The sequence below is a fragment of the Emticicia sp. CRIBPO genome (assembly GCF_009905725.1).
Taxonomy (GTDB): domain Bacteria; phylum Bacteroidota; class Bacteroidia; order Cytophagales; family Spirosomataceae; genus Leadbetterella.
The window spans coordinates 269,657-291,058 of the sequence record NZ_JAAAKV010000007.1; the positions used below are offsets into that span (position 1 = coordinate 269,657).

Consider the following 21,402-nt stretch of genomic DNA (forward strand, 5'->3'; position numbering starts at 1 on the left):
ATGCCACAGGGAAAAATCAAACTGTCGTTCAGGATAGTGATCAGCAAAAACTCGGTCACCAAATGGGAAAAACTCATCTGGGAAAGCACCTATAAGGAATTCCTGATGCAGTCGCAGCTCTTCAGCGACAGGGAAAACCCCGCCCAGAGCTTCAAACAGCTGCTGAGTCAGAATGAGAAAGCCAGCCAGCTGCATTTCCTGGTCAGCACCGCCGCCCACCCGTATGTTATGCAATGGAAGGGCCTGATCTACTTTCTGGCAGATAACCTGGGGAATAATTTCCTGCCCTTTGAGCAGTACAGGTTTGATATTATTGACTCGAATATCTATGATAAACAATCCCATGAAATCGGGATCACCTTTACTTCACCGCTGCTCACCCTGGTCGATATCTGGGAGGGGCATTACCTGGTCAGTCTTGACGAAAACGCCGACCCGGTCAACACCGGAGCAGAAACCCTGATGTTTAAGATGCAACCCAGACTTTCTGTTTCTTTCTTTAAGCCCTGATACGGCTTCAGATTTTTTTGGCAGAAGCAGTCTTGTAAAACAGGACTGCTTTTTGCTTTGATCACAGGTAAATTGCTTAGCATTTCTTCTCAGTGAACTAAATATTCATTTTTCTTTTATACGTTTATAATTCCTTGGATTCCTGAAAAATTTAAAAATCTGAAGATTCTAGGAATTGTAAAAAATTTAAAATTATTTTACACCGACTTGAAAACCAACAACAATTACGACAATGATAAAACTACAACAACGGATGGAGTACCTTAACTACCTTTTAAAAAACAAAGCTACTGGTACACCAAGAGAACTCGCTACCAAGCTGAGGATAACCGAAAGGGCCTGGTACAAATTCAGAGACCAGCTGATCAATGATCTCCAGCTGCCCATTGCTTACTGCCCGAAACAGCGGTCGTATTACTATACAGAATCCGGAAGTTTCGAATTTGGATTCAAAAAGAATATTGCTCCTGAAAAGGTAAAGACGGATTGAATGTATATCTTGAGATGTTTCTTACAAAAATCGATCAGCAAATTACGAAAGAAGAGGATCCGTTTTTAATGCTTCCGTAGCAGCAACTGAATGACTATTTCAGCCTCCTGTTTTAAGTTTGCCCTGCATTTTTCTTCGGGATCTACTCCCGGTTGTTTTAATGCCTGATGAGACAATAGTTTATTGATCGTTCTTTTTTCGCTTCATCGGGCATTACCCTTTGAAATACTATTACTTAATATTATCAAATGATACGAAAATTAAACTTCGGCGATTATATTGGAACAGTACTTTCTGTTTTTTTCTTTGTTTACGGACTGATTGCGAAAGCTTATCATTATCAGGATTCTCAGGTTTACTTTAAGCTGGGATTTGTTTTGTTTGGCATAGCTTCAACGAATTTAATTTCCAAACTGCTGACAAAAAATGACAAATAAACTCAGGGTCGTAATCAACATACTTGCAAGCATTTCTATTATAGTTTATGCTTATTATAAATTTTTAAACAATAAACCCCTTCCCCTGCTTTTAGCTGTTTTCATTCTCTTTTCTTTTGCAGCCAAATCAGTATCTTTTCTTATTTCATTATTTCAAAAAAAATAAAGTCGGTAGTTCCACGGAAGTTTTACGATCGCCTTAGTAATTAATAAAATTTTATCCGCTGAAATTTTTTATCAGTCAGCTGATTTAAGTTTGTCTAACCTTGTAATTCTATAAATGCCCAAAGTTATTAATGTTCGGTGAAGCTATTAGTTTATCGATAAGATATCCATTTTCACCCGCCTCATCGGACATTTTTTTAACTTTCTACTGATAACGGACAATTCTTATGAAAATCTATCAGGTGGAGGTTTAGGTCAAGACTTTGTAGGCGGTGTCACTTGTGGTTATGAACTTGCAACTTTATTCACGCCATTTATGGCAGTTGGTGCAGTTATGGTTCTCGCCGGGTGCAGCAGCTTAATTGGTAAATGGTAAGTAAATTCTCCCATTAGAGTCCTTTCAAAATTAGAGTCCTCTAATCATTAAAATGAGTACAAAAATATGAAAACTTTTTTTCAAATTATCCCTTTTTAATACTCGCGATTATTAATGCTTTTTTTTGTTATATTCTAAAAATGTCAAATTGGATTAGCACAATAAGCTTCTTAACTGCCTCTGTTATTTATGCAATAAAGCACCCTCCGAAAACCATAGTAATTAATTTATCTCTCTTTATTTTCCGACTATTCTATTAAGTCATGCACAAGTAATGGGTTAAGACGCTTTTGTATTTATAGCTTCTATCCTGTTAATTTTCTTGGAATAAAAGAAATTTCTGACAGAGTATCTGCAGCTTCAAACTTCATATTTTTTTGTTCTCTTCAATTTATTTCATCCTCTTTGGATTTGATAATCGAAAAAAAGGCAAAAAAAAGAGAAGAATAAAACAACAATCTAACCATCCTTAAATTCAGCATTTGTTAGAAGTTTGCTGAATTATGATTAAACCCTAAAGCTTTTTCGGAAACTACATAAAAAAATTTAACTGAATTTTAATTACAGAGGCTTGATTTAAGTTTGCCTCACCTTGTGATATTACAAGGAGTTATTAAATTTATTTTACAATGAAAAAAATGGAATTGGCTAATCAGGAAAACGTTATCGGAGGTTTTGATCAATCAGACGTTGGATGTGGTCTGGCAATTTTAGGTATCGCATTTTTGGCAGGTACCGGGCCACTAGGTTTAGCTGTAGGTGCTGCATCATTAGTTGCCAGTTGTATGGCTTAATCCACTGAAAATACAAATAGCATGATAGTGATAATTCACAAATCTGCTATTTGTATTTTATACATATGCCATTCGAACATTTTTAATAGACAAAGAGATTTCACATGAAAATATATAGAATAATTGTAGGTGTATTAATTACACTCGCACTTTTTTTCGTCTGGCTAAGTAACGACTTAGAGAATACTAAGAGAATAAAAATAACCATTGGCTTAATCCTGGCACTTGTGGTTGTTTTACTTAAAAAAACAAATAACACTCCGGTCTTATAAATAGATAAAATGCTCGCAAAAAATGGGAGTAATTAATCCGCTTTAAACAAATCCATCCCAAGATTATGAAATTCGCCCTATTCGCTATCTTTATTTCTTTATTGCTAGCGTACTACACCCAATCTTACATTGTAACAGAAAATGAAATCTATAATTTCTATTCAACACAACTATCCTACGAACAAATAGAAAGTCTTCTAAATCAGCAAAACAAGTGGGTCTGGCTGGGATACGTTTTTATTCCTGTTATTTATTTGCTGAAAATCAGTATCATTTCCCTGACTTTGCTAAGCGGTTTATTTTTTAGCCAAATCAGCAAACCTCGTTTTTCAGAAGTCTTCTCAATTGTAGCTAAGGCTGATCTGATTTTGCTAACTCCTGCCGTATTAAAAATCGGATGGTTTACTTTTCAGACCAACTATACCCTTGAAGACGTTCAGTACTTTATGCCAGGCTCTTTGCTTAATTTCTTTGAGCCAACCCTGGTCGAAAAATGGCTACTATACCCATTGCAAGCCTTGAATGTTTTCGAATTAGGCTTTTGGCTCTGGGTCGCTTATGAATTGAAACCATCTTTTAAAGAGGACTTCACAAGGTCATTTCAAACAGTCGCTTTGTCTTATGGAAGCTGTTTTATGATATGGATTGTTTTTGTTGCTTTTCTTACCCTTAATCTTTCTTAATTGCAATGAAGCGAATTATTAAGTTATCAATTCTCAGTTGCTTTATTTTTATCGTCGGCTACTTGATTTATCAGATCGTAGAACAGCTTCAACAAAAAAAAGAGACTCTGCAATTCACACAAACACTTCAGCCTTTTAAAATACTTAATGTACACGGCGACAGGCAATTACTAGACTTTGCTTCTGGTCGGAAAATGATTTTTTTCTTTTTTAATACTGAGTGTGATCACTGCCAGGCTGAAGCGAAGCTTATCCGTAGAGAACTCCGTCAGTTAAAAAAAACCAACATTTACTTTATCTCCACAGAATCCATTGAAACGATTAGGGCTTTTGGAAAAACCTATGATTTACTAGTTACTTCTAATGTTACTTTAGGGCAGATTGATGGCAAGGAAGTCTTTGAAAAATTCGGGGTCAACACCTTTCCCATGGCTTTTATCTATTCTGAAGATGGTAAATTATTAAAGAAATATACCGGAGAGGTAAAAATAGAAGCTATCACGAAATACTTATGATTTAGATTTTTTTTCTCACACTATTAAAAAGCACTTATGAACCTGAAACCCCTCTTTATACCTCAACGTGACCAGACAGATTGCGGGGTAACCTGCCTGCTGTCGGTCATCAGGATGCATGGCGGTGATGCCAGTCTGGAAACCCTCAGGATACAAAGCGGCACAAGCCTGCAGGGTACTACTTTACTGGGCCTTCAGCAAGCCGCAAGCATCTATCACCTTCACGCTGAAGCCTTCGAAGTGGACGAACCGGAGGTTTTTAAAAAAGAAGCCACGTTTCCCTGTATCCTGCACGTGGTCATAGATCAGAAACTTGAGCACTATGTCATTTGCAACGGAATTAATAACAATGGCTTTGAAATAATCGACCCGGCTCAAGGCATAGAGACATGGAGCGAAACAGAGCTATTGCAGCGGTGGCAATCAAGAGCAGTGCTGATTTTAAACCCCGGAGAAGGTTTTGAAAAAACAGAACAAACGCGGTCAAAGAAAATCCTCTGGATAAAAGCCCTGATCAAAGATGACCAGCCGCTCCTCGGGATTGCCGTAGCCTTAGGTATATTGATAGCCGTTTTGGGAATGATTACCGCTGTATTTTCCCAGAAGTTGATTGATGAAATACTCCCTAAACAGCAAACCACCAAACTGTGGATGGGGCTGGCCCTCTTGTTTATTCTGTTAATGGCCCGTGCAGGATTCAATTACCTGAGAAGTTATTTCCTCATACGCCAATCCAAAGATTTTAACAACCGCATAATGGATGATTTTTATGAAAAGCTTTTACAGTTACCCAAAACTTTCTTTGATACCCGCAAAACCGGGGAGATCATCGCCCGGCTGAGTGATACCCGCCGGATACAAACCGTTATCAGCTTTCTAGCAGGAAATGTGATCATAGACATCCTGATTTCCCTGGTGTCTGCCGGGTTCTTGTTTTATTACTCATGGTCCATTGCCTTGTTGTCATTGCTGGGTATTCCGCTGTTTGGTGGTTTAGTGTGGGCCTATCATGACAGAATAATCGCTGCTCAAAAAATGGTAATGAGTCAATATGCGGCAACAGAGAGTTTTTTTGTAGACACGGTTGGAGGTATCAATGTTATCAAATCCGGCAATAAAGAGTCCTTTTTCCAGACTATCGGGAAAAAAGTCTACTCCTTTTTTCAGGAAAAAATCTATCGCTTGGGCCGGTTGGGAACACAGTATGCATTATACAACGAAATCATAAACGCTTTGATGATTTCGTTGATTCTGGCTTTTGCATCTTACCAGATTTTGCAAAAAGACCTGAAAACAGGTGAAATGATGGCCGTTCTGTCTATCGCAGTAGGGATGCTGTCATCATTATCAAAACTGGCCACCACTAACATACAGATACAGGAAGCTAAGGTGGCCTTCGACCGCATGTACGAATTCGCGGAAACAGAGCCGGAAATAAAAACCATCAGGTCCGAAGCTCCGGGCAAAATTGATCAGATAGAATTTAGAAATGTCAGCTTCCGTTTTCCGGGCAAAAGCCCGTTGCTAAAAAACGTCTCGCTTACATTAAGAAAAGGACAACTCACCACCCTTACGGGAGAGGTGGGCTCGGGTAAAAGCCTGGTTCTTCAGATTTTACAAAAGTTTCAAAAACACGATGCGGGCCTGATCGTCATCAATTCAGAAACCGGCTTTAATACGATTCCGGTAGAGACATGGCGTAACAGCATAGGCGTACTGCATCAGGACACAAAGATATTCAACGGAACGTTACTTGATAACATCATCCTGGGGGATGTCGCGGCAGAAGCTGAAAAGGCGATAGAATATTGCCGGAAGTATGGGTTTTCATATTTCTTTGAGGTCCTGCCCCAGGGCTATCTTACGATCTTAGGAGAGGATGGTGTAAAACTATCAGGAGGGCAAAAACAATTGCTGGCATTGGCCAGGGCATTATATCATAATCCGGAAGTATTGCTCCTTGACGAACCCACCTCCGCGATGGACAAAAAAACAGAGGCTTTTGTAATGACCCTGCTGGAATCCATAAAACCCGATAAGATCATACTGATGGTGTCTCACAGGGATACGCTTTCGAAGTATTCGGATAAAACGTATGTTTTGCAGAAGGGGGAGGTTTTAAATGATATAAAAGAAGAATCAGTATGTTGAACTTTACAAACAATAAAATGAATCAAAAGAAATCCAAAATTGACCACCATAATAGAGAATATGTGATGGGCTTCGCTTTTGTTTTTTTTATCGTTATTATTCTTAGCATCAATCCTTCTTCGTCGGATCAAAGTAATGTCGAAAAAGTAGTGATGAAAATCTCAAATCTAGCCCTGATTGTTTCACTGATAGCCCTCGTTTACAATTTGATTTCAGGTATTTTTGATGAAAGACACAACAGAACTGAGAGATATTTCTATTATACACAATTCCTTTTTAACCACAGACAAGCCTTCAGACTTCAGAACCTAGAACACATACTGCAACTTGAATTACAGAGTCAAAATACAGGAATAGACGCTATTCTTCGAAAGAAAGCATTCACAGAAACATTCCGTTTTCAGGAACACTGTATTCATCATTTTCGGGTAATAAAAAATATGACAGATTCCTTAAATGACTCGCCCTTAAGAAATCGTGAAAATGAAAGCATACACCTTCTTATCAAAAGCAATTATGATTTAGAGACTCTGATACCCTTTATAACCTTTGCCAAGGGCATTTCAAAAGAATTGTCAGAGAAAGAAGATACGAAGGAGGAGGTAAAGAAAAAATATAAAGCACATGTCCAAAGTCTGAATCTGTTAATTGAACAACTAAAAAAGTATGTCCAATGAACACAAAACTGATTGTAATTAAATGGTTGAAAATTATAATAGGCACCCTGGCCGTGGTCTGGGTGGCTGTGAAAGAAAGGTTAAGCCAAACGGATCATATGGTAATTCTGGGGATAATTATCGCGGGTTTTTTATTCAAACATTTTGAAAGAAATTAAGAGCGTTTTGATTATCCTCACGTAAGTTTAATCAAGAAACCACACACCAGCATTTTTCGTTATTTGTTTAACTCAAATGGCATGACGATGAAAGGCCTCAGATCAATTATGGAGCTTTGTTTGACCAGGACATTATAGGCCGTTTTTATCATGTTCATCGCGGCTTACGCTTATATTAAGCATACTACGTTTTGACCCTATTAATGCCATGAAGGCCATCATAAAACAAAAAATCCGGGTTTCCCCGGATCATTCTATCAGATTTTGTTTTTCGAGTTCGTGGTAAAACTGCCGCAGGTTGATCCTGTCCAGGTTTTTGCTGTCCATGTCGTCCAGTGAAGTCAGGTTTACACCGTATCTCTTATAAGCCGGCTGCTCCGTAAGCCCCTGGGCGTTATAGCCGCTCTTGATCATCTCTTTATACGCCTGAAGAAACTTGTCTTCCTGTTCAAAAAGCCCCATCTGCTGCTTGTTGATCGGCTGAAGCGGGGTTTTGGTTTTAAACACCGGTTTCTGAGGCAAAAGACTGTCTATGCCCAGGCCCACTTTCGATTCGGTGTCTATGACGATCTCATCTTCTTTTATCGTATCAATATCGTCAAAACGTGCGGCTACGATCGTCACCCTCACTTTATCTTTCAGTGAGCGGTCAATAGCAAACCCGTGTTTGAATATCTTGGCCCTTGACTTGATCTGGCTTTCCACAAAATCGGTGACTTTGCTCTGGTCAGACATCTTAATTTTGTATTCAGGAAGCTCGTCTGAATAAGCAATCGAAACCAGGATCCTTTTCGCTCCTTTGATCTCGTTGTTTTCCAGCAAAGGTGAACTCAGGGCTTTCTCGATAGCCAGCGAAGCACGGTCGGTGCCCGAAGCTTCAGCAGAGCCCATCACCGCATGTCCGGCGTCTCCCAACACGGTTTTGACATCGGCAAAGTCAAGGTTGACCTTACCCGGTCTGGTGATCAGCTCGGCAATACTTTTAACGGCATTGGCCAGGACTTCGTCAGCATTCAGATAAGCCTCATCCAGGTCCAGGTCACCGTACATTTCAGCCAGACGGTCGTTTTTGATCACCAGTACTGTATCACAATATTTCTTCAGTTCGGCAATACCCTTAGCCGCCTGTTCAAATTTATCTATCCCTTCATGTCTGAACGGGTCGGTAACAATACCCACCGTCAGTCTGCCCATTTCTTTCGCTATTCGGGCAATCACCGGAGCCGCCCCCGTCCCGGTTCCCCCACCCATACCGGCGGTGATAAACACCATTTCTGTAGGATCAGAAAGCATGTCTCTCAGTGATTTTTCACTTTCTACGGCAGCCTGCTCTCCTACCCTCCAGTCGGTACCGGCTCCCAGTCCTTTCGTCAGCTCTGCTCCGAGCTGTATCTTAAGCACATCTTCCGGAAATTGTTTCAGGGCCTGTGCGTCGGTATTACAAACAACAAAATCCACACTGTAAACCCCGCGGCTGTGCATGTTCAGAATGGCGTTTCCGCCACCGCCACCCACACCGATCACTTTGATGATATTAGGCAGATCGGATTTAAATTCAAGGTCGTAATCGTGGTCGTAAATCATAAGTTTGTCAGATTATTAGTAAGCTTTATTTTTCGTAGCGATCGTTCATGTCCTCATCTTTCATAAAGTCCTTGACCCGGTCAAAGAGACTCTTGCTTTTCTGTTCCCTGATCTTCCTCTCATCTCTTACCGTTTTTTTCACGGCTGAGAGCTTGTCATGGTCAGGAACAGGCTCAGCGATCGGAGCATGCTTAAAAATGGTATTGTCTACCCGGTTATCAAAATCAACATAGGCAGACAGCATCAGACCCAGGACGGTCGAATACTTGGGTTTCTTCAGGTTCTCAAAATCTGTAAAGTCAATATTCCGGTTGATGCGGCCTTTGCGTATGCTCTTGATTTTACAGACATCAGAGAAGATGTCTTTGATGATGGCCATGGATGATGTCCCTCCGGTCAGGATGATGCCGTTGGTCAGCACCCCGTCGTATCCTGATCTCACAATCTCGCTTTTAACAATGGCCGCAATTTCTTTCAGTCTCCACTCGGTTACCAGGGAGGCGTTCTTCAATAAAATCTCCACAGGAGCCAGCCCTTCTTTTCGGTCTATGACCAACACTTCGTTCGGATTAATGCTGCTTGAAGGGATATTGCCACACAGTTTTTTAAGCCTTTCGGCCTCATGAAACTGAATGTTGAACGCTTCCATCAAATCTCTTGAAATGGCGTTTCCGGCGATAGGGAAAGACACAAAATGCCTCATCCCGTTTTTATGGAATATGATAACTTCTGTCAGATCCGCCCCGATATTCACCAAAGCCACACCGGCCCTTTTATCTTCGATGGTATGGTCAAGAAGGAGGAAAGAATCAGCAATGGGTGAAAGCAACACACTTTCAATGCCCAGCGGCGGATTGGACTTTTGTCCCTCCACTTTCGCCTTCACATTCTTGATGGTGTAATAAAGATTCTCAAGGCTCTCGTTTCTGGCACTGATAAAGTAAAAATCTCCACCCACCTGAACACCAAAACGGCCAACGATTTTCTCGTTGACTTTAATATCATTTACCGTAAAATCCTGCGGAAGACAGTGCAGCATAACACGCCCCGGCTGAGGTTTGAAAGTTAACCGCACATCTTCAATAAGCTTCTCCACATCGTGCTGATGAATCTGCTTATTGTCTCCTATTTTTGTTACTTTTCCTTTATGATAATGTCCCTGTATATCAAGATTGGAAATATTGATATTGATAGATTCCAGGTCAAGCTCAAGATTCTCCGCCAGTTCATCCAGTACTTCATCGATAATTTCAATGGTTTTAGATGCATTGACAATTTCTCCTTCAAACAAAGCCTCATCTTCAGGCGTAATGTTCCTCTCTACAAAACCTTTGATTTTAAAGACGTCATTTTTCTGCATGACCCCTGCAGCGGCACAAATTTTCGAAGTACCGATATCAACACCAACAACCAAATTTTCTTCTGTCATAATAGATTTAAAATACGGGATACTAAAATCCGGTTTTCACGCCACAGTTACCAAATAATACACAAACATATTGAAAATCACTCAATTACAAACAATTTGATTTTCATATTTTAAACTTATATGTTCAAAACCCTCCCATTCCTTGTTAGGCAATATCTGCTGATAGAATACCATCAGTTTTTTTAATTTCGATTCAATTTTTTCGGGCTTGCCAAATTCGATTTTATGCTCCCCGAGCAAAGGCACCAGATAGACTTCCTTATCCCTTTCAACGTTGATCTGGGTGATCTGGGCACTCCAGAACGGGTCTTTGATCAGGCGGTTCACAAGGGCCATTACATCTTGGTTTTTCTCTGCCTTCAAGCCTTTCAGATTAGTAAAAAAAACGCCGCTTAACAGGGGCACCTTGGAGGAATGTACTTTGGACACAGGGAAAAAAGTACCCTCTTCATCCATATAGCGATCCTCTCTCACACCCTCTCCCAACACCCTCGCAACAGGAATATAAGGTTCTGCCTCAATGATCAGCTGACCGTTAAGATCTGTAAATGCCTCACAAGACTTGATCTGCTTATTTCTCAAAACCCTTTTTTCCAGTTTTTTCAGGTCGATGTTTTCCAGGATTTTACCGTCAACGGGGTCATTCCCGAACTGCGTGACACTTTTTTCAATTTCTTCTTTAGAAACAAGAAACTGGTCGGTATTATTGCTTATTTTAACAACCAGTCCCTTACATCTTCTAGAAGAGCCTGAGCGGGTGGCAGAAATGATGATAAATAAAGCGGTCACAATTACCGTTGCCAGTAACATATAACCTCCGTATTTCTTAAAATCAAATTTTGCCATGTCCTTATTTTACAGATTTTCAAGAAACCCGTTAGGGTCTTCCATCATTTTAAAGCGATCAGAATCTTTAGGTTCAAGATCGTTCTGACACCAGTCTTTTAATATTTTAACGTCCGGATTCCATTTGAATCCATCCCAGAATTCCAGTCCTTTGTGGTCCCTGATTTTATACAGAGCCGCGGGTTTGTAGGCCGTGCCCAGGTAGACCGCTTCTTTACCATTATCTTTACCCCACTTAATCACCCGCCACATCATCCATTTTCCAAGCGAGTGCGACCTCATGTACTCCGTATCAAAAAAAGCAAACCAGTAGTGTACCAGTTCGTCATTAATAGCCGCCAGCACATATCCGAAAATATGGTCTTCATTACTGAATTTAAAGAAATGCGTTCCCGTTTCCTGGCTCAGAATATAATCCCAGCGTTCCAGGCTCATGTTATCCTCACCGATTCTCTCGTTGATGTATGACTCACAAAACGCCACAAAAGCCGTGTCTTTGATATCAAATTCACTCTTTGGGATCACGTCAACCCGGATATTCAAAGGTTCCACCAAACGGTTTACCCTCCTGTTTTCTGACGTGTCGTCAAACACCGCCAGATTGGCCCTGAGGCTCCTGGCCAGGTAAAAAATCTCACTCCCGATTTTCGTGTTTCCGGTATAAGGCAAAAAGCCGGTATTGTAAAGCTGACTTAACTCTTCCTGCGACTCTTTTTTGGCATATATTGCGTAATTAAAAGTGTAGGTTTTGTAGTCAACGTTGTTTTCGGAGTAGAATATCTTCATTATTTTCTATGGACAATTTTGAGCACCTCGTTCACAATTTCTCTTGCGGCAAAAGGTTTCGCAAATTTGAGAATATTTTCCGAAAACTTCTTCATCAGGGCCCCATCATTTGCTAATTCTATGGCCGCGGGAATAAGTTTTTCCTGCAGTTCATTGTCCTTTATCAGCATCGCCGCCCCGGATTTAGACAGACTTTCAGCGTTTTTGGTCTGATGGTCCTCTGCCGCAGCCGGAAAAGGCACCAGGATGGAAGGTTTGCCCACCAGGCAAAGTTCGGATACAGACAAGGCCCCGGCTCTCGAAATCACAAGATCTGCAGCAGCATAGGCTTTGTCCATTTCATAGATAAAGTCAGCCACATACACCCGGCTGGTCTGCAGTGAATAGACCTTGGTCCTGGCATTTTCGATAAACGTCTTACCCGTTTGCCAGATGATCTGAATATCTTCACTGATGAGGTCATTCAGTCCGCTGCTGATGGCTTTGTTCACACTCAATGCCCCCTGGCTTCCCCCTATGATCAGCAAGGTTTTGCGGTCAGGGTCCAGGTTGAAAAACTGTCTGGCTTCTTCTTTAGAAACCGCAATTTCACTGATGTCCCCTCTCACAGGGTTACCGGTAAATACTATCTTTTCTGCCGGGAAAAACGCATCCATATCCGGATAGGCCACACAGATTTTCTGGGCTTTTTTCGCCAGGTTTTTATTGGTCAGACCGGCATAGGAATTCTGCTCCTGGATAAGTGTCTTGATCCCGAGGAAATTGGAAACCATCAAAGTCGGACCACTTGCGTAACCCCCTACTCCGATAGCAATGTCCGGTTTAAAGTTCTTTATCAGTTTATAGGCTTTCAAAAGGCTGTTGACCAGCTTAAAAGGAAACCCGATATTGGAAAGAAGATTAGACCGGTTAATTCCGGCGATGGGTAATCCGATGATCTTATATCCGGCTTTGGGTACTTTTTCCATTTCCATTTTGCCCTCCGCTCCTACAAACAGAATCTCAGCGTCAGGTTCCTGTGCTTTTATCTGGTTGGCTATAGCTACGGCAGGATAAATGTGGCCTCCGGTACCGCCTCCGGAAATGATGATTTTTAGTGATTTACTCATGCTTTAACTGCTTCTTTTTTAGTTTGGGTAACGCTTAAAACAATACCTATGGCTACTGATGTAAATATCATGGAGGTTCCCCCCATACTGATCAACGGCAACGTCTGCCCGGTAACCGGACCCAGCCCGACATTGATAAACATATGGGCGAATGCCTGGAAAACAATACTGAGGGTCAGTCCGATAGACAAAAGCCCTCCGAAAGCCCTTTCCGTTTTGTCAATATTCCAGTGCCCTCTGAAGAGCAGCCACAAGTAAAGAGCCATCACCACAAGGCCCCCCACTATCCCGTATTCTTCTATAATAATGGAATATACAAAATCCGAGAAAACGTCCGGAAGCACATTTTTCTGTGAACTGTTTCCCGGGCCTACGCCCAAAAGACCGCCTTTGGCGATGGCCACCAGGGCCATGTCTTTCTGGGTATCGTCGTTACCTTCTCCTCCCATAAAACCATCTCCGTCCAGGTCCAGGTGAAGGAAACTTTCAGAACGGTCTATAACGGTTTGTACACGGCCAAATTTGATGTCAAACTTTTTCAGTACCAACCCGGCAGACAGGGCCAGGAAAACCCCAAGACCCAGTGAAATCACCATTTTAACCAGGTAATTGGTAGGTACACGTCCGATCCACATCAGCATAAAACAGGTGATGCCCAGGATGACCGAAGTGGAAAAACTGGAAACAGAAAGTAAACCGCAAATCACACCGCACCAGATGATCATGCTCCACAAGTCGCTGATTTTATATTCAATGTTCTGCCTTCTGGCCAGCATGGCTGCAAGGTTGGTGATCAGCACCAGCCTGACAAGGTCAGAGGTTTGAAAAGAAAGACCCATGATAGAAACCCACCGGCTGGCTCCCCCGACATTAATCCCCCTGAAGAGCGTATAGAGCAATAAAAGCGGGGTAATCCAAAGAAGAATCTTAGCTATACCGGCATATTCAAGTATATTGATCTTGTGTACGACAAAGGTAAAACCCAGCCCTACCAACAGAAGAAAAGTATGTTTGATGAGGTAATATTCCGTGTTGCCGTCTGTCTTACGGTATGCCAGGGCACTAACAGAACTATAAACAACAATAATGCTGATTAGAGACAATAGCAATAAAATCAACCAGATCTGCCGGTCACCCCGGAGATGGTCTTTGAGCTTAAAGCGTAGCATTTTAGATTCAATTAATTGTAAAGCACGTAAAAGGTGACGTTTGTACACAACATCACCTTAACAAAATTATAAGAACTTTTCTATATTCAAAAGTAAAAACAGTCAAAAGAAATCCAACCGAAACAAAAGAGGTTGAATCTCTCCCAAAACACCATTTTTAAGAAGATGCCTGTTTATTTTTCTTCTGCAGCCGGGCCACGTAACTTATTGGCCGCTTTTACGATCAGGAAAATAACAAAAGCAATGATCAGGAAATTGATAATATTGTTCAGTAAATTACCGTAATTCAAGGCAATTTCCGGTTCAGCGACCTGTCCGGCAGTATCCAGAACCGCTTGTTTGAGCAAGATTTTACCTTTGACTCCGCCCGGCAATACCAGACCAAGAAACGGCATGATGATATCGTCCACCAATGAAGTGGTGATTTTACCGAATGCCCCTCCGATGATCACACCGACAGCCAGATCAAGGACATTGCCCTGGGCGATAAATGTTTTGAATTCTTTTAACATAGCTACTCTGTTTTGGGTTAAAATTTACAATTTGACAGAAAATCCAGCAGCAAGACCCTGGCTCAACTGAAATTTGTCGACCTGGTCTTTATCATATATCCCGATCAGGCTGAAGTTTACATTCAGGTATTTGTTAACCTTGGCGGTAGCAATAAGGTTAATCAAATGATCAACCGGCTTCGATTTCGGAGCATAGGCGTAGAAGGCCTGGTACCTGAATTTAAGATTCACATTTTTAGCAATATCCTTATCAAAAGAGGCCACTCCCTGGAAACCCATTTCAAGTAACATTTTCTTGCCCTCTCTCACACCGTAGGAGTGTCTTACACCATCTACCAGAATAGCCGTGTTGTCAAATACCTTCTGATCAAGGACGAATGTTTCCCTCAGGGTAGCTCCTCCAAAAGACAGAACGAAATACTTGACAGGCTGATACTCGATACCTATCCCCTCAGACAAAAAGGCTGGTGAGAAGAACTTTGAAATAATTTTAGTCTTTTCGTTATCGGCATATTCAAATCCGCCGGCAAACTGTGACAGGAAGTTAATACCCGTAAACCAGCTCACTTTATCATTTACTTTTCTTGAGTATTTGGTATCCATAAAGATCCGGTCAACGCTTTTCCTGGTACCCTGTCCTTTATTATTAATAAATCCGTATTGAAACTGAAGGTCGTTTGACCACACGCCCTTGCGTTTGTGGTAGTCTGCCTTGTGGTTAAGCAAAAGCCCCAGGGCCACATTGTTCACTCCACCGCCTTGCCAGCTGTCGTTAAATGAAGCCTGGGCAAAATTGATTCCGAGTTGCGTATTTCTGTCCCACCATCCATATTCAAGTGAATCGGCAAGAGTCTTTAATTCAGGTTTTTGTGCAAAGGCAGAAGAACAGATCAGTAAGTTGACAAGTATTGCAAGTACTGTTTTTTTCATGTGAAGCAAATTGTTTTTAGATGATCGTGAAAGCTGTTTATTTATCAAATATAATAACTTTTTCAGATTGAAGAATCTTAAGCGGAAAAATAGTCTGGGCATTTTCAGTTTTGATAATCAGGGTGGTATTGTCGATTTTCATGATTTCTCCTTTAACACCTGCCACTTCTATAATCTGACCTTCATGGAATTTATTCTTCGAATAAAACGACGAAAGGATGTTCAGCAGGATCTCTTTTGACGCAAAACCATAGCCTATTGAAAACGCCAGAACAACCCCGGCGACCAGAATATTGAAACTCGATTCAAGCAGTGTCGTGTTAATGCCGGCCTGTCCAAGAGCCGCGATGACGGTAATAAGCAACAAAAAGAAGAACACGCCAGTGCCGATAAGTTTGCCTGAAGCTACATTAAACGACTTGCAGACACTTACAATAAAACTCCTGATATAATCAGCCAGGAACACCCCCGCCAGGATCATGATCGATGCCGAAATGAGCTTTGGAATAAAGTTGACCAGCATCAGGAACATATTGGAGATGGCCGGCACACCCAGTTTGTCGGCCGCCGTCACCAGGAAGAAAAGCACTATGAATATGTAAATGATATTTCCGGCAATAGCACTCAGCTTGATTTCCACATTAAACTTTTTAACGGCATCAATGCGGTTAAGCCTTTCCCCGATTTTGTCGAGGCCGATTTTCGAGATGACGTTTCTCAGGATAAGAGAGGCCAGCTTAGCCATCAGAAAACCTATCAGTACGATAACCAGGGAACCAATCAGGTTGGAAGTAAAAGTACTGAACTGCTCGATGAGCTTCTGAAAAGTTTCAAGGAGTATTTCTTTGAGGTTAGGTAGTTTATTCATATTTCTTTCTTTTTATTTTCTATTTCTTTCAGGAAACCCATCACGGCAGATACCGACTCCCCTAAAAACAGGTTAGCGACAGATAAAGAATCTCTGATGGTGTTGATCTCAGAGATAACCCTGAGTTTTGCGGCTTCCTTAGCCGGAGATTGATTGTATGAGTTGTTCAATTTTTGAATCAATATTTGGTGTTTCTAGCTGATCAGGGGGACAGATGTGAATGATGCTACAGTCAAGCCCGCAGCCTGTCTGACATTTAAAATATATGCCGGATAAAAGCATTGAGATTATTTATGCCAGTCAGAGTCAAGTTCTTGCAAGAGTTTTAATAAGACAGGTATGGGCTCACCAATATAAAGACCTGCCACCGTTAGTGCGTTTCTGATGGAATCAATTTCATTCATGATGATTTCTTTTAATCCTTCCGGGATAATTATACTTTCATCTTCAATTTCACTAAATCCGGTTGGTGCATTTACTTTTTCCAAAAGAGAATGATTTTTAAAATTAATAAGGCAACCACCGCAATATTCTCAAAATACAACCTTTTAATCTTTTCCTTGGTCCTCATCAATCTCATTTTGACGGCACTCTCAGAAATTTTAAAAGTGTTGGCAATGTCTTTAATGCTGAAGTCATCCTGGTACTTCATCAACAGGAGGGCTTTCTCGTCGGGAGAAATCTGATCAAGGCTCTTCTTGAGCTCCTGACCCTGCATGTTGATTAATTCATGATCTTCGACTTCTTCTTCTTTGTCGAATCCTTCCTCAATAGCAACTTCGCCCTGTTTTTTACCAATTCTTACCTGATCCATACAGTAGTTGTATGTAATGGAGAAAAGCCACGTGGAAAATCTGGAATTTTCTTTGTAGGAACTGATTTTGAGCACCAGTTTCAGGAAGATATCATGCGTGAAGTCTTCAGCAAGGGATTGATCGTAGACAAACGAATAGCACTTCCGATACACCTTGTTGACATACCTTTCGTAGAGCTCTTCAAAATAAATATTTCGCTGGGTCTCAATAAACAAACACACCAGCTCCTCATCTTTAAAATGTTTGAATTTAGAGTTTCTCAATTTTTAATTGTTTTACAGGATAAAAGTAACTTAAAGATGCGTTTCAGATATTTTCAGTACAAAAATAAAAGTTTTTTGTTAATCTATGACAATAAGTTTGTAATTGATATAAATCAATTTGCAAAAATAAAAAAAAAATAGTATGCTTGCATAATATTTTTTTCAAACTTAAAATTTTTTCTCATGACAGCAAAGGATTATTTATCGGCACTACCTTCAAAAATAAACCCGGACGACATTAAAGATATCGCTACAGTTATTCACTTTGATCTGAAAGACGAACAATATACCATTGAAGTAAAAGACGGTGCTGCTTCCTTTAAAGAAGGCATAGAAGGAGATCCTGAAGTGGTTATTTCTGCAAAACCGGATGATTTTGCCAAAGTAGCTTCAGGTGAAACCAACCCGATGATGGCCATGATGATGGGTAAACTTAAGATCTCAAACCCGGCAGCTATGATGAAATATGCAAAATTATTGGGTTTAATGTAACCTCTTCCATCTATGGCTACCCAATATCATGACAGACCAACCATTAATTTTTTGCTTTATGATGTCCATGAAGTAGAAAAAGCATGTCAGCTTCCTTTTTTTTCTGACCATAGCAGGGAAACCTTTGAAATGACGCTTGATGCCGCCACGCTCATTGCCGATAACATCATGTTTCCCAATCTTTTGTCTGTTGACCGCAATCAGCCCGAGCTGGTAGACGGGGAAGTGAAAGTCCATCCCTGCCTGAAAGATTACCTCAAAGCCCTGGGAGATTCGGGGATCATCGGAGCCGACTTCACCTATGAAGACGGCGGGGCACAATTGCCCTTCTCTATTTCAAGCATGGTGGGCCATATCCTGATGGCTGCCAACAATGGTATGATGTATACCGGGCTTACTACCGGAGCGGCAAGACTGATCGCCAGTTTCGGATCTGAAGAGCTCAAACAAAAATATATCCCGGATATGCTTAACGGCAACTGGCAGGGTACCATGTGCCTGACAGAGCCCCAGGCAGGCTCTTCTCTATCGGATATTGTATGTAGTGCCGAATCCGCCGGGGAAAACGAGTTCCTGGTGAGCGGTCAGAAGATCTTTATTTCCGCCGGTGATCATGATGCATGCCGGAATGTGGTTCACCTTGTGCTGGCCAGGATCAAAGGTGCTCCTTTGGGGACAAAGGGAATTTCATTATTTGTAGTTCCCAAGTATTTTGAGGACGGCTCAAAAAATGACATCACCAACATGGGTATTTATCACAAACTGGGTCAAAAAGGCGTTCCGGCCATGCATCTCGGCTTTGGGGATCAATGCAGGGGATATTTGCTGGGCGAACCGAATAAAGGCCTGAACTACATGTTTCAGATGATGAACGAAGCCCGTATCGGAGTAGGATTTACAGGAGCGTCCATCTCTTCAGCGGCCTATCATGCGGCTGTTGAGTACACCAAAGAAAGACCTCAGAGCAGGAGACTGAATAAAAAGAATGCCCTGGACTCCCCGCAGGTGGCGATCATCCAGCATCCCGACATCAGGAGAATGCTTTTGTTTCAAAAAGCGGCAGTAGAAGGCTCTTTGTCATTACTCACAGAAGTGGCTCAGTATTTCGATCTGTCTCATTATTCAGAGTCTGAAGAAGAGAGAAAGAAATACCATTTGCTGTTGGAACTTCTGACACCCATAGCCAAAACCTATCCTTGTGAGTCAGGCCTCCGGGTAACCAGCGATGCCTTGCAATGTTTCGGAGGGTATGGCTTCACAGAAGACTTCCCGATTGAACAATACTACAGGGATATCCGGATTACGCCTATTTATGAAGGCACCACCGGTATTCAGTCACAGGACCTGCTCGGGCGAAAAGTGGCCGCTGAAAATGGTGCAGCCCTTAAATTATTGGCCGGAGAGATACAGAAAACCATCGACGAAGCGATGGCTTATGACCATCTGAAAAAATATGCCAATGAGTTATCAGCAGAAATAAAAAACCTGAGTACCATCACCCGCCATCTGATTTCAGTAGCAGCGACGGGAGACACCGAACGCTTCCTTTCTGATGCGACTTTGTATATGGAACTGTCCGGACTCGTAACCATAGCCTGGCAATGGTTAAAGATCGGGGTGACGGCACAGAAAAAACTAGCGGCTTCTGATGACCTGAAGAGTTTTTATGAAAGTAAAATTCATACGATGAAGTTCTTTTATCATTATGAGTTACCGAAAACCTCGGGGTTGTCAAAAAGACTCCTGGATGAAGAAGTCCTGACGATAGACCAGGGAACAGAGTTTCAGTTTTAATACAGACATCAATCAAAAAGCCCGGCCGGATGAAAATCATCTGCCGGGCTTTTTTTATCCTCTTAATTATGATATTATCTCGAATAATTCGGAGCTTCTCTTGTAATCTGGATATCATGAGGGTGTGACTCTCTCATTCCTGAAGCTGTAATTTTCACAAATTTAGCTTTCTGCAGGTCTTCGATGGTTCCTGCTCCGCAATAACCCATACCTGCCTTTAAGCCTCCGGTCATCTGGTACAAAACTTCTCTTACCAGACCTTTGAAAGGCACACGTCCTACAATACCTTCAGGAACCAGTTTTTTAACGTCGTCTTCAGCATCCTGGAAATAACGGTCTTTAGAGCCGTCTTCCATGGCTTCAACTGATCCCATACCACGGTAGGTTTTGAACTTACGTCCTTCATTGATGACCATTTCGCCCGGGGCTTCTTCTGTCCCGGCCAGTAATGAACCGATCATTACTGAACTTGCACCACCGGCAATGGCTTTAACGATATCCCCTGAGAAACGGATACCACCATCTGCAATCACCGGAACTCCTGAACCTTCGATGGCTTTGGCAGAAAGGTGCACGGCAGAAAGCTGAGGCATCCCGATACCTGCAATGATACGGGTAGTACAGATACTTCCCGGTCCTACTCCCACTTTAACGGCATCTGCTCCGGCATCTACCAGGGCTTTGGCGGCTTCTCCTGTAGCGATGTTACCACATATAACATCTACTTTCGGGAAAGCATTTTTGATTTGTCTCAGGGCGTCGATAACCCCTCTGGAGTGCCCGTGGGCTGTATCTATGCTGATGACATCCACTCCGGCTTTGGCAAGAGCCTCTACTCTTTTTTCAATGTCAGCGGTAACGCCAACTGCCGCTCCGACAATCAGTCTTCCCAGTCTGTCTTTGGCAGCATTCGGTCTGTTTTTCTTTTTCAGGATATCCTTATAGGTGATCAGACCAACGAGTATGTTGTCTTTATTGATGATCGGAAGTTTCTCTATCTTGTGTACCATCAGAATCTTCTCTGCTTCATCCAGGCCTACACCTTCTACAGAAGTAATCAGTTTTTCGATGGTCATTACTTCCAGGATCGGTTTTGACATGTCCGTCTGGAATCTGAGGTCACGGTTGGTAACGATTCCGGCCAGTACGCCATTTTCAGTAATGACAGGAATTCCTCCTACTGAAAATTCCTTCATGATGCGAAGAGCATCTCCGACAACGGCATTGGTGTTTAATGTAATCGGATCAATGATCATACCGCTTTCAGATCTTTTTACTTTTCTGACCTGATCAGCCTGAGCTTCGATGCTCATATTTTTATGTATGATTCCGATGCCCCCTTCCTGGGCAACGGCAACGGCCATTTCGTATTCTGTAACAGTATCCATCGCCGCAGAAATCAATGGAATATTCAGCGAAATGTTTCGGCTAAGTTTCGTTTTTGTTGAAGTATTTTTCGGTAAAACCTCAGAATAAGCAGGAACAAGGAGAACGTCGTCGTAGGTGAGTGCTTCGTAAAGAAGCTTAGATGAGTCTAACATATGGCAAATAATTCAGTTTTCTTATTTGCCACGCAA

At 41.7% G+C, this 21,402-nt stretch carries 23 protein-coding genes; 10 read left to right on the plus strand and 13 right to left on the minus strand.

The annotated features are described in order from the left end of the window. The 8 genes from GVN16_RS16020 to GVN16_RS16055 all read left to right on the plus strand — a co-directional run bounded on the left by GVN16_RS16020 (nt 1) and on the right by GVN16_RS16055 (nt 7,070). Nucleotides 1-510 (plus strand): hypothetical protein, encoded by a 510-nt coding sequence (locus GVN16_RS16020; RefSeq protein ID WP_166564924.1) that lies wholly within the window; start codon nt 1-3, stop codon nt 508-510. Nucleotides 511-742: 232 nt separating this feature from the next. Further along, entirely contained in the window at nt 743-1,000 is a 258-nt protein-coding gene (locus GVN16_RS16025; RefSeq protein WP_166564925.1) for a hypothetical protein, read from the plus strand. 248 nt (nt 1,001-1,248) lie between these two features. Continuing rightward, nucleotides 1,249-1,437, plus strand: coding sequence for a hypothetical protein (locus tag GVN16_RS16030; protein ID WP_166564926.1), 189 nt, complete (start codon nt 1,249-1,251; stop codon nt 1,435-1,437). 1,170 nt (nt 1,438-2,607) lie between these two features. Continuing rightward, complete coding sequence (locus GVN16_RS16035; protein ID WP_166564927.1) at nt 2,608-2,772, plus strand: hypothetical protein; 165 nt, start codon at nt 2,608-2,610, stop codon at nt 2,770-2,772. A gap of 337 nt (nt 2,773-3,109) precedes the next feature. Then, nucleotides 3,110-3,727: a hypothetical protein gene (locus tag GVN16_RS16040; protein WP_166564928.1), complete on the plus strand. Its 618-nt coding sequence runs from the start codon at nt 3,110-3,112 to the stop codon at nt 3,725-3,727. A gap of 5 nt (nt 3,728-3,732) precedes the next feature. Then, complete coding sequence (locus GVN16_RS16045) at nt 3,733-4,242, plus strand: peroxiredoxin (RefSeq protein WP_166564929.1); 510 nt, start codon at nt 3,733-3,735, stop codon at nt 4,240-4,242. A 36-nt stretch (nt 4,243-4,278) separates the two neighbouring features. Next, nucleotides 4,279-6,393, plus strand: coding sequence for a peptidase domain-containing ABC transporter (locus tag GVN16_RS16050; protein ID WP_166564930.1), 2,115 nt, complete (start codon nt 4,279-4,281; stop codon nt 6,391-6,393). Next, nucleotides 6,387-7,070 carry a hypothetical protein gene (locus GVN16_RS16055; protein ID WP_166564931.1) on the plus strand — a complete coding sequence of 228 codons (684 nt, stop codon included), beginning with the start codon at nt 6,387-6,389 and terminating at the stop codon, nt 7,068-7,070. Before GVN16_RS16050 ends, GVN16_RS16055 begins: the two co-directional genes overlap by 7 nt. A gap of 407 nt (nt 7,071-7,477) precedes the next feature. On the opposite strand, the gene ftsZ is transcribed toward GVN16_RS16055, so the two are convergent. The 12 genes from ftsZ to GVN16_RS16115 all read right to left on the minus strand — a co-directional run bounded on the left by ftsZ (nt 7,478) and on the right by GVN16_RS16115 (nt 17,539). After that, on the minus strand, nt 7,478-8,812 hold the full coding sequence (gene ftsZ / locus GVN16_RS16060; RefSeq protein WP_166564932.1) for a cell division protein FtsZ: 1,335 nt from the start codon (nt 8,810-8,812) through the stop codon (nt 7,478-7,480). A gap of 25 nt (nt 8,813-8,837) precedes the next feature. Beyond that, nucleotides 8,838-10,241 (minus strand): cell division protein FtsA, encoded by a 1,404-nt coding sequence (gene ftsA / locus GVN16_RS16065; RefSeq protein ID WP_166564933.1) that lies wholly within the window; start codon nt 10,239-10,241, stop codon nt 8,838-8,840. An 81-nt stretch (nt 10,242-10,322) separates the two neighbouring features. Beyond that, entirely contained in the window at nt 10,323-11,087 is a 765-nt protein-coding gene (locus tag GVN16_RS16070; RefSeq protein WP_166564934.1) for a cell division protein FtsQ/DivIB, read from the minus strand. A 9-nt stretch (nt 11,088-11,096) separates the two neighbouring features. Further along, on the minus strand, nt 11,097-11,873 hold the full coding sequence (locus tag GVN16_RS16075; RefSeq protein ID WP_166564935.1) for a GNAT family N-acetyltransferase: 777 nt from the start codon (nt 11,871-11,873) through the stop codon (nt 11,097-11,099). Further along, complete coding sequence (gene murG / locus GVN16_RS16080; RefSeq protein WP_166564936.1) at nt 11,873-12,982, minus strand: undecaprenyldiphospho-muramoylpentapeptide beta-N-acetylglucosaminyltransferase; 1,110 nt, start codon at nt 12,980-12,982, stop codon at nt 11,873-11,875. The genes GVN16_RS16075 and murG overlap by 1 nt, the downstream gene beginning before the upstream one ends. Next, entirely contained in the window at nt 12,979-14,151 is a 1,173-nt protein-coding gene (locus GVN16_RS16085; RefSeq protein WP_166564937.1) for an FtsW/RodA/SpoVE family cell cycle protein, read from the minus strand. Before GVN16_RS16085 ends, murG begins: the two co-directional genes overlap by 4 nt. 173 nt (nt 14,152-14,324) lie before the next feature. Then, a complete protein-coding gene (mscL, locus tag GVN16_RS16090; protein WP_166564938.1) occupies nt 14,325-14,663 on the minus strand; it encodes a large conductance mechanosensitive channel protein MscL in 339 nt (112 codons plus the stop codon). Nucleotides 14,664-14,687: 24 nt separating this feature from the next. Beyond that, on the minus strand, nt 14,688-15,593 hold the full coding sequence (locus GVN16_RS16095; protein ID WP_166564939.1) for a DUF3078 domain-containing protein: 906 nt from the start codon (nt 15,591-15,593) through the stop codon (nt 14,688-14,690). 37 nt (nt 15,594-15,630) lie between these two features. Beyond that, the gene (locus tag GVN16_RS16100; RefSeq protein WP_166564940.1) at nt 15,631-16,461 is read right to left on the minus strand and encodes a mechanosensitive ion channel family protein; all 831 of its coding nucleotides are present in this window, start codon (nt 16,459-16,461) and stop codon (nt 15,631-15,633) included. Next, a complete protein-coding gene (locus GVN16_RS16105; RefSeq protein ID WP_166564941.1) occupies nt 16,458-16,631 on the minus strand; it encodes a hypothetical protein in 174 nt (57 codons plus the stop codon). Before GVN16_RS16105 ends, GVN16_RS16100 begins: the two co-directional genes overlap by 4 nt. 117 nt (nt 16,632-16,748) lie before the next feature. Next, the gene (locus GVN16_RS16110) at nt 16,749-16,949 is read right to left on the minus strand and encodes a hypothetical protein (protein ID WP_166564942.1); all 201 of its coding nucleotides are present in this window, start codon (nt 16,947-16,949) and stop codon (nt 16,749-16,751) included. Then, nucleotides 16,937-17,539 (minus strand): RNA polymerase sigma factor, encoded by a 603-nt coding sequence (locus GVN16_RS16115; RefSeq protein ID WP_166564943.1) that lies wholly within the window; start codon nt 17,537-17,539, stop codon nt 16,937-16,939. Before GVN16_RS16115 ends, GVN16_RS16110 begins: the two co-directional genes overlap by 13 nt. 183 nt (nt 17,540-17,722) lie before the next feature. Here GVN16_RS16115 and GVN16_RS16120 point away from each other — a divergent pair, with 183 nt between their 5' ends. Beyond that, the gene (locus GVN16_RS16120; protein ID WP_166564944.1) at nt 17,723-18,031 is read left to right on the plus strand and encodes an SCP2 sterol-binding domain-containing protein; all 309 of its coding nucleotides are present in this window, start codon (nt 17,723-17,725) and stop codon (nt 18,029-18,031) included. Between the two features lie 12 nt (nt 18,032-18,043). Further along, entirely contained in the window at nt 18,044-19,825 is a 1,782-nt protein-coding gene (locus tag GVN16_RS16125; protein ID WP_166564945.1) for an acyl-CoA dehydrogenase, read from the plus strand. 74 nt (nt 19,826-19,899) lie between these two features. On the opposite strand, the gene guaB is transcribed toward GVN16_RS16125, so the two are convergent. Then, nucleotides 19,900-21,366, minus strand: a complete 1,467-nt coding sequence (gene guaB / locus GVN16_RS16130; protein WP_166564946.1) for an IMP dehydrogenase — start codon at nt 21,364-21,366, stop codon at nt 19,900-19,902. Nucleotides 21,367-21,402: the final 36 nt, after the last annotated feature.

Excerpts from the sequence above, each read along its gene's own strand:
- GVN16_RS16020 (WP_166564924.1), top strand. The coding sequence starts at position 1 with ATGCCACAGGGAAAAATCAAACTGTCGTTCAGGATAGTGATCAGCAAA.
- GVN16_RS16025 (WP_166564925.1), top strand. The coding sequence starts at position 743 with ATGATAAAACTACAACAACGGATGGAGTACCTTAACTACCTTTTAAAA.
- GVN16_RS16030 (WP_166564926.1), top strand. The coding sequence starts at position 1,249 with ATGATACGAAAATTAAACTTCGGCGATTATATTGGAACAGTACTTTCT.
- GVN16_RS16035 (WP_166564927.1), top strand. The coding sequence starts at position 2,608 with ATGAAAAAAATGGAATTGGCTAATCAGGAAAACGTTATCGGAGGTTTT.
- GVN16_RS16040 (WP_166564928.1), top strand. The coding sequence starts at position 3,110 with ATGAAATTCGCCCTATTCGCTATCTTTATTTCTTTATTGCTAGCGTAC.
- GVN16_RS16045 (WP_166564929.1), top strand. The coding sequence starts at position 3,733 with ATGAAGCGAATTATTAAGTTATCAATTCTCAGTTGCTTTATTTTTATC.
- GVN16_RS16050 (WP_166564930.1), top strand. The coding sequence starts at position 4,279 with ATGAACCTGAAACCCCTCTTTATACCTCAACGTGACCAGACAGATTGC.
- GVN16_RS16055 (WP_166564931.1), top strand. The coding sequence starts at position 6,387 with ATGTTGAACTTTACAAACAATAAAATGAATCAAAAGAAATCCAAAATT.
- ftsZ (WP_166564932.1), bottom strand. The coding sequence starts at position 8,812 with ATGATTTACGACCACGATTACGACCTTGAATTTAAATCCGATCTGCCT.
- ftsA (WP_166564933.1), bottom strand. The coding sequence starts at position 10,241 with ATGACAGAAGAAAATTTGGTTGTTGGTGTTGATATCGGTACTTCGAAA.
- GVN16_RS16070 (WP_166564934.1), bottom strand. The coding sequence starts at position 11,087 with ATGGCAAAATTTGATTTTAAGAAATACGGAGGTTATATGTTACTGGCA.
- GVN16_RS16075 (WP_166564935.1), bottom strand. The coding sequence starts at position 11,873 with ATGAAGATATTCTACTCCGAAAACAACGTTGACTACAAAACCTACACT.
- murG (WP_166564936.1), bottom strand. The coding sequence starts at position 12,982 with ATGAGTAAATCACTAAAAATCATCATTTCCGGAGGCGGTACCGGAGGC.
- GVN16_RS16085 (WP_166564937.1), bottom strand. The coding sequence starts at position 14,151 with ATGCTACGCTTTAAGCTCAAAGACCATCTCCGGGGTGACCGGCAGATC.
- mscL (WP_166564938.1), bottom strand. The coding sequence starts at position 14,663 with ATGTTAAAAGAATTCAAAACATTTATCGCCCAGGGCAATGTCCTTGAT.
- GVN16_RS16095 (WP_166564939.1), bottom strand. The coding sequence starts at position 15,593 with ATGAAAAAAACAGTACTTGCAATACTTGTCAACTTACTGATCTGTTCT.
- GVN16_RS16100 (WP_166564940.1), bottom strand. The coding sequence starts at position 16,461 with ATGAATAAACTACCTAACCTCAAAGAAATACTCCTTGAAACTTTTCAG.
- GVN16_RS16120 (WP_166564944.1), top strand. The coding sequence starts at position 17,723 with ATGACAGCAAAGGATTATTTATCGGCACTACCTTCAAAAATAAACCCG.
- GVN16_RS16125 (WP_166564945.1), top strand. The coding sequence starts at position 18,044 with ATGGCTACCCAATATCATGACAGACCAACCATTAATTTTTTGCTTTAT.
- guaB (WP_166564946.1), bottom strand. The coding sequence starts at position 21,366 with ATGTTAGACTCATCTAAGCTTCTTTACGAAGCACTCACCTACGACGAC.